This is a genomic window from Streptomyces sp. NPDC101237 (assembly GCF_044767465.1).
GTDB classification, from domain to species: domain Bacteria; phylum Actinomycetota; class Actinomycetes; order Streptomycetales; family Streptomycetaceae; genus Streptomyces; species Streptomyces gramineus.
Map to the genome: position 1 here is coordinate 303,694 of NZ_JBIWNY010000005.1, position 11,825 is coordinate 315,518.

Here is an 11,825-nt window from a genome sequence, read left to right on the forward strand (position 1 = left end):
GCCGTACGCCGTCGTCCCAAGGCCTACGGACGGCAAGGTCACTTGCCCTTGGCGGATTCCTTCAGCTTCGAGCCCGCGGAGACCTTCACGCTGAAACCGGCGGGGATGTTGATCGGCTCGCCGGTCTGCGGGTTGCGCGCGGTGCGAGCGGCACGGTGGGTGCGCTCGAAGGTCAGGAAGCCGGGGATGGTGACCTTCTCGTCGCCCTTGGAGACGATGTCGCCGACGACGTCGGCGAACGCGGCCAGCACGGCGTCGGCGTCCTTGCGAGTCACCTCGGCACGGTCGGCCAGCGCGGCCACCAGCTCACTGCGGTTCATGTTGTTACTCCCGTGTTCTTCTTGCCATTGAGGCGTGCCACGCGGCTGAGCCGCATGTTGGGCCGGGACGCATCCTGCCCCCACCTGCGGCGGGAACGCCAATCCGTTGCCGCCCATACCCTACGGGGGGCCCGAAGGGGTGGTTTCACGACGCGCCGATTGGATGGCGTGGCAAGTTTCACAGACGTTTACTGGGGTCGCCGGTCCCGGACCACCGCGAAGTCGGGCGCGTCGTCTTCCGTGCGCCGGCCCGGCGGGGGTCGCTCGCGCGCCCCCCGCGTCCCTGCGCACGGTCCGGGACGGGGCGCTGTCAGGCGCCCTTCGCGGCCTCGCGGACCGCTCCCGCGACCGCTCCGGCGACCTTCTCGTTGAAGACGCTCGGGACGATGTAGTTCGGGTTCAGCTCGTCCTGGCTGACCACGCCGGCGAGGGCCTTCGCGGCAGCGAGCATCATCTCGGTGTTCACGGTGCGGGACTGGGCGTCCAGGAGGCCGCGGAAGACGCCCGGGAAGACCAGCACGTTGTTGATCTGGTTGGGGAAGTCGGAGCGGCCGGTGGCCACGACGGCGGCCGTCTGGCGGGCGATCGCCGGGTCGACCTCCGGATCCGGATTCGCGAGTGCGAACACGATCGCGTCCTCGGCCATGGCGGCCACGTCGTCGCCGTCGAGGACGTTCGGGGCCGAGACGCCGATGAAGACGTCCGCGCCGCGCACGGCCTCCTTCAGCGTGCCGGTGAGGCTCTCGGGGTTGGTGTTGTCGGCGATCCAGCGCAGCGGCGAGTCGGCCGGGGCCGCCACCAGGTCCTCGCGGGCGGAGTGCACGACACCGAGGATGTCGGCGACGACGGCGTTCTTCACGCCGGCCGCCAGGAGCAGCTTGAGGATGGCCGTACCGGCGGCGCCGGCGCCGGACATGACGACCCGGATGTTCTCGATCGCCTTGCCGGTGCAGCGAAGGGCGTTGGTCAGGGCGGCGAGGACGACGATCGCGGTGCCGTGCTGGTCGTCGTGGAAGACGGGGATGTCCAGGGCCTCGCGCAGGCGGGCCTCGATCTCGAAGCAGCGCGGCGCGGAGATGTCCTCCAGGTTGATGCCGGCGAAGCCCGGGGCGATCGCCTTGACGATCTCGACGATCGCGTCGGTGTCCTGGGTGTCCAGGCACAGCGGCCAGGCGTCGATGCCCGCGAACCGCTTGAAGAGGGCGGCCTTGCCCTCCATGACCGGCAGGGCGGCCTTCGGGCCGATGTTGCCGAGGCCCAGCACCGCGGAGCCGTCCGTCACGACCGCAACGGAGTTGCGCTTGATGGTGAGGCGGCGCGCGTCCTCGGGGTTCTCCGCGATCGCCATGCACACGCGGGCCACGCCCGGGGTGTAGATCATGGAGAGGTCGTCACGGTTGCGGATGGGGTGCTTGGACTGCATCTCGATCTTGCCGCCGAGGTGCATGAGGAACGTACGGTCGGAGACCTTGCCGAGGACGACGCCCTCGATGGTGCGCAGCTGCTGGACGATCTGGTCGGCGTGGGCGGTCGAGCTGGCCGCGATGGTGACGTCGATACGGAGCTTCTCGTGGCCCGACGCGGTGACGTCGAGGCCGGTCACCGAGCCTCCGGAGGACTCCACGGCGGTGGTGAGCTGCGAGACGGCGGTTCCGCTCGCGGGCACCTCCAGCCGGATGGTCATCGAGTAGGAGACGCTGGGCGCCGTTGCCATGGCCGACTTCCTTCGTTTCACCGTGTCGCGTGTAGTGCGGTCCGATCGTCGCACCTACCCTCGGGTAGGCGTTAGCCGGGCCTGGTTTCGTACGTATTGGTCGCGCAAAAAAGAGGCCCACATCACAGGGTGATGTGGGCCTCTCCTTCGTTCACGACACCGGCCCGCCATGCTCGCCTCGCGGCAAGTGGTCGCTCGTGGCGACGAAGGTTGGGCCCGGGGGCTTGGATCGAGCCGGTGTCACGACAAGGCTAACAAACAGATCCCGCACAGCCATTCCCGTCGGCGGACTTCACAGGAAACCTCCAGCCGAACGGCCCCGTGCTCACTCCCTGAGCAGGTCCGGAATCCCGGCCGCGTCGGGCTCGTCGCGTTCTCCGGAGATCACCGTCAGCTGTTGGGTCGCCCGGGTGAGGGCCACGTAGAGCACGCGCAACCCGGCCGGGGACTCGTCGGCGATCTCCGCGGGCGACACGACGACCGTCGCGTCGTACTCCAGGCCCTTGGCCTCCAGGCTGCCGAGCGCCACCACCCGGTCGCCGAGCCCGGCGAGCCAGCGGGCGGCCTCGGCGCGCCGGTCCATGGCGACGACCACGCCGACCGTGCCGTCGACCAGGCCGAGCAGGCGCTCGGCCTCCGCCCGCACGGTCTTCGCCGGCGAGTCCCGGACCACCGAGAAGCGCGGTTCGATGCCGGTGGAGCGGACCGCCGAGGGCGACTTGGAGCCGGGCATGGCCAGGGCCAGCACCTTGGCCGCCAGCTCGGCGATCTCTGCCGGGTTGCGGTAGTTCACGGTGAGCTCGAAGCGGCGGCGCGGGCGGCTGCCGAGCGCCTCGTCACGGGCCTCGGCCGCCTCGTCCGGGTCGGACCAGGAGGACTGGGCGGGGTCGCCCACGACCGTCCAGGTGGCGTGCCGGCCGCGGCGGCCCACCATCCGCCACTGCATGGGCGTGAGGTCCTGCGCCTCGTCGACGATGACGTGGGCGTACTCGACGCGTTCCTGGGCGAGCCGTTCGGCGCGCTCGCGCTGGGACTCCTCGCGCGTCGGCATCAGCTCCTCCAGCCCGGTGAGCTGGTCCAGCGGGTCCAGTTCGCGCTTCTTGCGGGGGCGGACCGGGGCGCCGAGGATCGCCTGGAGTTCGTCGAGCAGGGCGGTGTCGTGCACCGAGCGGCCGTCCCGGCGCAGCGAGCGGGCGACCCTGCGGACCTCGCCCGGGTTGAGGATCCGGCGCGCCCAGCGGCCCAGGCGGCGCTCGTCGGCCATCGCGGCGAGGACGGCCGGCGGGGTCAGCTCGGGCCACCAGGCGTCGAGGAACTCGATGAAGGAGTCCTCCGTGAGGATGTCCTCGTCGAAGGAGGAACGCAGTTCGGCGGCGAGTTCCGGGTCGCTGTGCCGGCCGGCCGCTCCGGAGCGGGCCCACAGGGCGTCCAGCAGGAGCTTGCGGGCGCGGGGCCGCAGCAGGTTGACGGGGGCCGTGCCGCCGAGCGCGTTGTGTCTGACGCGGTCGAGTTCCTCGGCCTCCAGTTCCAGACGGCGGCCGAAGGCGACGACCCGGAGCCGGTTCGGCGCGTCGTGGCGCTCCAGGGCGCCGCGGGCCGCCTTGCGCAGCACCCGCAGCATCCGGGAGGAGCCCTTGGCGCGGGCGGTGCCCGGCGTGTCGTAGAGGGTGGCCTCGGCGCCGTCGACGAGGGAGCCGATGGCGCGGATGGCGACCTGGCCCTCCTCACCGAGGGACGGCAGGACGCCCTCGGTGTAGGCGACCAGCAGCGGGGTCGGCGAGACGATCAGGATGCCGCCCGCGTACCGGCGGCGGTCCTGGTAGAGCAGGTAGGCGGCGCGGTGCAGCGCCACGGCCGTCTTCCCGGTCCCGGGGCCGCCCTCGACGTAGGTGACGGAGGCGGCGGGGGCGCGGATGACCAGGTCCTGCTCGGCCTGGATGGAGGCGACGATGTCCCGCATGGAGTGGGTGCGGGCCTGGCCGAGGGCGGCCATCAGGGCGCCGTCGCCGATGACGGGCAGCGTGTCGCCGTCCAGGAAGGCGGTCAGCTCCGGGCGCATCAGGTCGTCCTCGACCCCGAGGACCCGGCGGCCCTTGGAGCGGATCACCCGGCGTCGTACGACACGCCCGGGATCCACCGGAGTGGACCTGTAGAACGGCGCGGCGGCCGGTGCGCGCCAGTCGATGACCAGCGGCGCGTAGTCCCGGTCGAGGACGCCGATCCGGCCGATGTGCAGGGTCTCGGCGATGTCCGCCGTGTGGTCCGCGCGGACCGCGCCCTCGGCGGGCTCCACGGCGGTGTAGGCGCCGTCCGGGCCCTTCTTGCCGTCCTTGCCGAGGAGCAGGTCGATGCGGCCGAAGAGGAAGTCCTCGAACTCGTTGTTGAGCCGGTTGAGGTGGACCCCCGCGCGGAACACCTGCGCGTCCCGCTCGGCGAGCGCGCCGGGCGTGCCCACCTGGCCGCGCTGGGCCGCGTCGTTCATGAGGAATTCCGCTTCGTGGATCTTCTCCTCGAGGCGCTGGTACACCCGGTCGAGGTGTTCCTGTTCGACGCTGATCTCACGGTCCCGAACGGAGTCCTGACCGGAATCCTGTGCGGAGCCGTGAGAGCCGACCGCGGATGGTTGAGCCTGAGCGGCCACCGGGCCCCCTTCTGACGTGCTGGGCAGCCGTCAACCGTACGCGAAGGGGGCCCGCTGAAGCTACGCGCTGACCGAGACGAGCTTCTTGCCGTCGAACGTCATGACTTCGAAGTGGTCGATCTCGTTGGGGGTGAAGGCGGCGCCGCCGTGCACGTAGAGAGGCTCCTTGGCCTTCTCCGACTTGGCGTCCGCGATGCCGTATCCCCAGGTCGGGACGGACCAGGAGGTGACCGTCTCGCGCTCGCCGTTCTTCCCCACGGCGATCAGCGAGCACTTCTTCGGGCCGGCGACGTTCTTGAGCTGGAGGACCGCGTGGGTGCCCCAGTCCTTCTTCTCCAGGGCGACGGTCGCGGTGACGTGGGTCGCCGGGTCCGTGGCCGATTTCTTGTCGGAGATCGTCTGGAAGGCCGCCTGGGCGGGTCCCGCGGCCATGTCGGTGCCGCCGCCGCTGTCCGAGCCGCTCAGCGCCACGCCGGCCGCCGTGCCGCCCGCGATCAGCACGATCGAGGCCGCCAGACCGAAGAGGCTGCGCCGGGTGCGGACCTTCCGCTTGTCGGCGACCTCCACGACCAGCTTCTCGACCATCCGAGGGCTGGGCTTGGCGGACAGCGACTCGCCGATGGACGGCGTGGATCCGGAACCCGGGAGATCGGCCAGGGCCGCCAGCATGGGTTCCATTCCGGCCAGCTCGTCGAGCTGCTGGGCGCACCATTCGCACCCGGCCAGATGGGCTTCAAAAGCGGTTGCCTCGGCGTCGTCGAGAATCCCCAGCGCATACGCGCCGACCGTCTCGTGCTCGTTGGGAACCGGAGATTCCTGCATAGCCCCAGACATACCCGAACCACCTGTGCCGAACCCGCCGTGTCCCCCGTACACACTCATCACGCCGTCACCCCCCGCTCCTCCAGTGCCAGCTTCATCGACCGCAGGGCATAGAAAACCCGTGAGCGCACGGTGCCGCTGGGTATACCGAGCGTCTCGGCCGCCTCATTGACGGTACGCCCCTTGAAGTACGTCTCGACGAGGACCTCCCGGTGGGCCGGGGTCAGGTCGTCGAGCGCGTCGGACAGCGTCATCAGCCACAGCGCCTTGTCGATCTCGTCCTCCGCGGGGATGACCTCCAGCGGCGACGGGTCGACCTCCTGCGGCCGGGCCTGCCGGCTGCGGTGACCGTCGATGACGATGCGTCGGGCGACCGTCACCAGCCAGGGGCGTACCGATCCGGTCGCACGGTTGAGCTGACCGGCGTTCTTCCAGGCACGGATGAGTGTCTCTTGCACGACGTCCTCGGCGCGCTGCCGGTCACCGGCGACCAGCCGAAGGACATACGCAAGGAGAGGTCCGGCGTGCTCTCGGTAGAGCGCACGCATCAGCTCCTCATCAGGCTCCGAGGGCTGGGACATGCGATGTCGGGCCCTCGATCCACGTTCATTGGCCACGGCCGCATCCTTGCGCACGCCCACCTCCGGTGTCCGGGGGTTCCCCCAGTCGGTCGCTCCCTCACCGGTACGGAAGTGACTCACGGCGTGTTCAACAAGAGCCCACATTTTTCCGCGAGGAGACCTGACGAGCGGGACATGACCCCACATTCCCCCCGCGTGTTCTTTACATTTCCGACACAACGTCGAACGCCGGTGCGCTGCCCGGAGGTTGCCACGGACAAACTGAATGTTGTCGAAATCACGTGCGGAGAGCGCCGGGCGGGATCCGGCGAATGCCGCACATCGGACGGCGGTTGGGGAGGCGGGCCCGCGGGTGCCTGGCCGCCGACGGACCTGGATGCCGGATTCGTCCGGACGGGAGGTGCTGGGCGGGAGGTGTTCGGGGGGTGGGGTGTTCGGGGGGTGGGGTGGGCGCGTGGGCCTGGCGCTCGGGCTCGGGACTCTGGCTCGGTGTTCAGGCTCGGGACTCTGGCTCGGGACTCTGGCTCGAGACTCGGCTCGGTGTTCAGGCTCGGGCGAGAGCCGCTCGGCGGCGGTGGCGGGCGACGCGTTCGCGGTTGCCGCAGATCTCGCTGGAGCACCAGCGGCGTCGGCGGCCGCGGGAGGTGTCCAGGTAGACGATGGGGCAGTTGTCGCCCTCGCACTCCCGCACGGCAGCACGTGCGACGGGGTCGGTGAGCAGTTCCACGGCGTCCCGGGCGACGGCCGCGAGCAGCGCGGCGCACTCGGGCGGCCCGGCCAACTCCCGTACCAGGGAACCGTCCACGCCGGGCACGGCGCACGGGGCGGGCGGCGCCGCGGCGCGGGCGAGGCCGTTGACGCCGGCGAGCGCGAGGTCGTACGACCCGGTCCTCGCGGAGTTCCGGCCGCCGCGCACCAACTGGCCCACGTGACCTCTCAGTTCGCGGAACGCGACCAGCCAGCCGGCGTCGGCGTGGGCCAGTGGGGTGCCCGGCGGGACGAGGCCTGAGCCTCTGATCCAGGCCCGCAACGGTTCGAGCGCGTCGAGCCGTTCGCCGGGATGCGTGGTCGCCAGCAGATCCAGGCAGATCCGCCCGGCGTCGAAGCGCAGCTCGTACGGGGCCGTCTCCGAACCCAGTGCCATGTGCCCGCCACCGCCTAGGACAGGGAACCGTGTCCTCTCACAGTGCCCGGCCCGGCGCGCGGCCGGAACCCCTCGTGCCCGTGTTCCGTCCCGTCTTCCGCCAGGCCCCCGCCCGCCCGGCGCACTCCACGGCCGGAGGGTCACGCGTCCGCGTACTTGGTGTCGGCCGCGGGGTCCAGGGCGAGGCGGTAACCGCGTTTGACGACCGTCTGGATCAGCTTCGGTGTGCCCAGGGCCGTGCGCAGGCGGGCCATGGCCGTCTCCACCGCGTGTTCGTCGCGGCCCGCGCCCGGCAGGGCCCGCAGGAGTTCGGCGCGGGCCACCACCCAGCCCGGCCGGCGGGCGAGCGCCCGCAGCAGGGACATCCCGGCCGGCGGCACCGGCTTCAGCGCGCCGTCGACGAGGACCGCGTGCCCGCGGATCTCCACCCGGCGGCCGGCGACCGGCAACGCCCGCGCCCGGGACGGCAGTTCCTGGCAGAGCAGCTGGACGAGGGGGCCGAGCCTGAAGCGTTCCGGCTGGACGGTGCCGACACCGAGGGCCTGGAGCGGGAGCGCGGTGACCGGGCCGACGCAGGCCGGGACGACGTCGTGGTGGAGGGCGGCGATCAGGTCGGCCTGGAGTCCGCGCGTTCCGGCGCGGGAGAGCAGGGAGGCCGCGGCGGGGGCGCTCGTGAAGGTGACCGCGTCGACCGAGCGGGAGACGACGGCGTCCAGCAGCCGGTCCACCGGCCCGAGGTCCTCCGGCGGCATCCACCGGTACACCGGCACCGGCAGCACCTCCGCGCCGGCAGCCCGCAACGACTCCACGAAGCCGGGCAGCGGCTCCCCGTGCAGCTGGACGGCGATCCGGCGGCCCTCGACGCCCTCCTCCAGGAGCCGGTCCAGCACCTCGGCCATCGACTCGGAGGACGGCGACCACTGTTCGGTGAGCCCGGCGGCCCGGACCGCGCCCTTGACCTTGGGTCCGCGCGCCAGCAGCTCCACCCGCCGCAGTCTCTCCAGCAGCCGCTCACCGACGCCCCAGCCGTCCGCGGCCTCGATCCAGCCGCGGAACCCGATCGCGGTGGTGCCCACGACCACGTCCGGCGCCCGGTCGATGATCCCCTCCGTGGCGGCGAGCAGTTCCCCGTCGTCGGCGAGCGGCACGATCCGCAGGGCGGGCGCGTGCAGCACGGCGGCGCCGCGCCGCCGCAGCAGCGCCCCGAGCTCGTCGGCCCGGCGCGCGGCCGTCACCCCCACCGTGAAACCCGCGAGCGGGCCCGGCGGTTCGGGTTCCGGCCGCTGCTGTTCCTCGTCCATGGCTGCTCTCCTAGCTGACCCGCATGCCGAACGAGCCTGTCAACGGCGCGTGACAGGCTCGGTTCGGGTCCATGTCACCAGTGTTACGTCACACCTCGGCGTAGCTGAGCTGCGGCTCTGGCCCGGTGGCGGTGGCCGCACGCCCCAGCGCGGCGGGCCCGCGAAGGTATACGGCCCAGGTGACGGCGAAGCAGAGGCCGTAGAAGCAGAGGCCGTAGAAGACGAGGAAGGCGACGAAGGCGCCGGTGCCGGAACCCGAGGTCAGGAAGGACTGCCGGAAGGCGAGGTTGATGCCGGCGCCGCCGAGCGCTCCGACCGCCCCGATCAGCCCCATGGCGGCGCCGGACAGCCGCCGTCCGCGGGCCATGGCCCGCTCGCCGGTGAGCCCGTGGGCGAGGGCCCTGGCCTGGAAGATGCCCGGGATCATCTTGTACGTCGACCCGTTGCCGAGCCCGCTGAGCACGAACAGCACGACGAAGACGGTGACGAAGACGGGGAGCGACCCGCCGATGCCGGCGCCGACGAGGAGCGCGATGGCCGCGGCCATGCCGACGTAGTTCCACAGCGTGATCCTGGCCCCGCCGTACCGGTCGGCGAGCCGGCCGCCGACGGGCCGGACGAGCGAGCCGAGCAGCGGGCCGATGAAGGTGAGGTAGGCGGCCTGCAGCGGCGTACGCCCGAACCGGACCTGAAGCACCTGCCCGAACGCGAAGGCGTAGCCGATGAACGACCCGAACGTGCCGACGTAACTGCGTGAGGCAGGGGCCGGGGCTGTCATGACGCCTCCACGGTGCTCCGCGTGCTCGGTCCGCCGACTTCGGACGGGTGGCTGAGCCCGAAGGTAGGGAGGCGGAGTTTCCGCACTGTGGCTGCGGGTGACCGGAAGGGAACGTTGCTCTCACCCTGCCGGGGGCGCGGATGAGAGATCGGCGCGGGGGACGCCTCGGCGGGAGGGGACGGGTCGCCCGGCTCGACGAGTACGCCCCGCCCACCCCGCGCCCCACCGACCACCGACCGGGCGACGGGGCCCGGACACGACGGTACCCGGGCCCCGTTCGTCAGCGGTTGACGGACTGGATCTCCTGCACGGTGACGTCCTGGGACCGGCCGAAGACGCCGTCGGGCAGGTCGTGGGCGCCGCCGCCGTCGCTGCCGGTCCAGCTGATCTGCCAGGTGACCGTCGCCTTCAGCTGGTACGAGCCGTTGCCGGACGACCGCAGGTACCGCACCCCGCAGGGCGGCGTCCTGTCGGCGTCACCCGTGGCGTACTTCTCCCCCACCGTGCCGTTGCCGTCGATCTGGCAGACACCGGACGCCGGATACGTGACCGCGTCGGAGGTACCCGGCTCGATCTTGAGGGCGACGGGCTTGGCGGTGGTCGTCGCCCACATGCCCAGCGCGTCGATGCGCGCGGTGACCGACACCGGCTTGAACGTCGCTCCGTCCAGCCAGGCCCAGGTCGGCAGGTTGACCTTGGTCGTGTCCGCGGGCGCCAGACTCACGTCCTTGGAGGGCACGCGGATCTCGTTGTACGCCAGCTTGGCGAGGATCTCGGGCGTCACGGTGTTCGGGATGTCCGCCGGCGGGTCGTCACCGGTGGCCACCCAGAAGTAGGGCTCGTTGCACTTGTCCCAGCCGGGCGGGAAGGACTTGTTGACGTACGAGTCCCACCAGTAGCCCTTGCCGGCCTCGTCCTTGTTGAAGTCCTTGTAGGGGTGCCCGTCGACGTACCGGTCCCGCTGCGTCGCATCCCACGCGTCACCGGTCGAACCGGCCTCCCAGATCGGCTCCAGGTACGCCTGCAGGGCCGCGGGCGAGTACTTCGGCGCGTACCAGCACGCGGGCGGGGTCCAGGAGGTGAGAGGAGTGACGGGACCGGCGGACGGGCCCGAGCCGTTCTTGGAACGGTCGTAGACGATCACACCCGCACTGATCGAGTTCCCGTCGGCATCGCCCGTCGTCTTCCCGCCCGGCTTGGGAGGTGTCTTCGTGCCTCCGCCCACATGGGTGTCGGCCACAGCAGTCTGAGCGCCTGCGAGGATCGAGGTGGCCAGAAACAGAGTGATCAGTGTTCTCGAGCCCGGCCTCATGGCTGGCACTTGGAACTCCCCCTTACAGACATGAGCTTCTCGACGGCCCAGGCACCCTTGTCGTTCTTGTGCAACTGAGAGCTGTACAGCACGTAGCTGTTTTTGGTGACGGCCGTCTTGTCGACCTTCTTCGTCTTCAAGTAGAGGTCGTAGGCCTTGCTCTGGTCTTCGCAGTACACCAGAGAGGCCTGATCCGAGCCACTGACATTCACCACCGGGTCGTAGTACCGGAAGTGACCTGTCGTCCGCGCCTTGGCCTTGACGTACGCCTGCACGTAGGTCTGGATCTGAGCGGCGGCTTCACCCTCGTAGTAGTAACGGTAGGCCTTGTCCAGGGGGTCCTGATTGGCGATGGCGAGGTCGACCGACTTGATGTTCTGCTCGCTGTCGGCCAAGACGGCGTCCTTGACACCGTCTCCCGTCTTGGGCCACTCGAAGGTGTAGGAAAGGTCGGAGGGCAGCGAGATCTTCGGCCGCTCGGGATCCGCCGCCGTAGCCGAAGCACTCGGCGAAGCCGAAGCCGACGCTCCCGTGTCCGCGCCCGCGATCTTGCCGTTCGAGTCGGACTTGTCTCCGTCGCCTCCGCCGCAGCCGGAAAGCAGCAGTGCGGTCGTCACACCGACGGTGGCTGTCGTGAGCAGGCGGCGGGAACGGCGGGTCACAGTGGGCTCCTGGTGGGGCGATTGAGGATAGTGGTCCCTGCAATGGAACACGGCCGGGGTCACGTGACTCAAGGCCGGGCGGTCCTGACGCGGGGTGATGCGGGTCATTTCCAGTGCAGCGAACGGGCGATCGCGTCGAACAGATCGACCGTGGCGCCGGCGAACGGGTCCAGTGATTCGGGTCGGAGTCGAGCCCGACCGGTGACCAGTCCTTCGGTCGGGACATCATCCCCCTTGTCTCCGCGGTTGCTTCTCCTGCTTGCGGACCGCGTTGGCGAGTTCGGTGTCCATCTGGTCGTACGCCTGGGCAGCCGCCTTGGTGATGGCCGCGAGCCTGGCCAGCTCCCCTTCGAGCTTTCCGCGCTTGTAGTCCCAGTTGTCGGCGAAGTCGTCGAGCCGGTCGGTGAGTTCCTCGTGACCCACGATCTCCCGGCTCCAGCCGTAGGCGCCCTTGTCGTCGAGCCCCTGCAACTCTCCGACGATCTTCTCGATACCCGTGGCGACGCTCTTGAGCACGTCGAGATCGTCGATCCTGGTCCTGTCACCCACG

At 70.7% G+C, this 11,825-nt stretch carries 10 protein-coding genes and 1 pseudogene; all 11 read right to left on the reverse strand.

The annotated features are described in order from the left end of the window. Nucleotides 1-38: 38 nt before the first annotated feature. Complete coding sequence (locus ACIRQ9_RS10780; protein WP_189268239.1) at nt 39-320, reverse strand: HU family DNA-binding protein; 282 nt, start codon at nt 318-320, stop codon at nt 39-41. 310 nt (nt 321-630) lie between these two features. After that, on the reverse strand, nt 631-2,034 hold the full coding sequence (locus ACIRQ9_RS10785) for an NAD-dependent malic enzyme (RefSeq protein ID WP_404169700.1): 1,404 nt from the start codon (nt 2,032-2,034) through the stop codon (nt 631-633). 325 nt (nt 2,035-2,359) lie between these two features. Next, the gene (locus tag ACIRQ9_RS10790; protein ID WP_404169703.1) at nt 2,360-4,675 is read right to left on the reverse strand and encodes a HelD family protein; all 2,316 of its coding nucleotides are present in this window, start codon (nt 4,673-4,675) and stop codon (nt 2,360-2,362) included. Between the two features lie 60 nt (nt 4,676-4,735). Beyond that, the gene (locus tag ACIRQ9_RS10795) at nt 4,736-5,497 is read right to left on the reverse strand and encodes an anti-sigma factor family protein (RefSeq protein ID WP_404169706.1); all 762 of its coding nucleotides are present in this window, start codon (nt 5,495-5,497) and stop codon (nt 4,736-4,738) included. A gap of 59 nt (nt 5,498-5,556) precedes the next feature. After that, nucleotides 5,557-6,078, reverse strand: coding sequence for a sigma-70 family RNA polymerase sigma factor (locus ACIRQ9_RS10800; protein ID WP_010039908.1), 522 nt, complete (start codon nt 6,076-6,078; stop codon nt 5,557-5,559). A 544-nt stretch (nt 6,079-6,622) separates the two neighbouring features. Beyond that, nucleotides 6,623-7,222, reverse strand: coding sequence for a CGNR zinc finger domain-containing protein (locus ACIRQ9_RS10805; protein ID WP_404169709.1), 600 nt, complete (start codon nt 7,220-7,222; stop codon nt 6,623-6,625). Nucleotides 7,223-7,362: 140 nt separating this feature from the next. Beyond that, nucleotides 7,363-8,523, reverse strand: coding sequence for a uroporphyrinogen-III synthase (locus ACIRQ9_RS10810; RefSeq protein WP_404169711.1), 1,161 nt, complete (start codon nt 8,521-8,523; stop codon nt 7,363-7,365). Nucleotides 8,524-8,611: 88 nt separating this feature from the next. Further along, nucleotides 8,612-9,271, reverse strand: a pseudogene (locus tag ACIRQ9_RS10815) (MFS transporter); the annotation flags it as partial. A 310-nt stretch (nt 9,272-9,581) separates the two neighbouring features. After that, nucleotides 9,582-10,613 (reverse strand): hypothetical protein, encoded by a 1,032-nt coding sequence (locus ACIRQ9_RS10820; protein ID WP_404169912.1) that lies wholly within the window; start codon nt 10,611-10,613, stop codon nt 9,582-9,584. Then, the gene (locus tag ACIRQ9_RS10825; RefSeq protein ID WP_404169714.1) at nt 10,610-11,275 is read right to left on the reverse strand and encodes a hypothetical protein; all 666 of its coding nucleotides are present in this window, start codon (nt 11,273-11,275) and stop codon (nt 10,610-10,612) included. The genes ACIRQ9_RS10820 and ACIRQ9_RS10825 overlap by 4 nt, the downstream gene beginning before the upstream one ends. Nucleotides 11,276-11,500: 225 nt before the next feature. Further along, nucleotides 11,501-11,824, reverse strand: coding sequence for a hypothetical protein (locus tag ACIRQ9_RS10830; protein WP_404169717.1), 324 nt, complete (start codon nt 11,822-11,824; stop codon nt 11,501-11,503). Nucleotide 11,825: the final 1 nt, after the last annotated feature.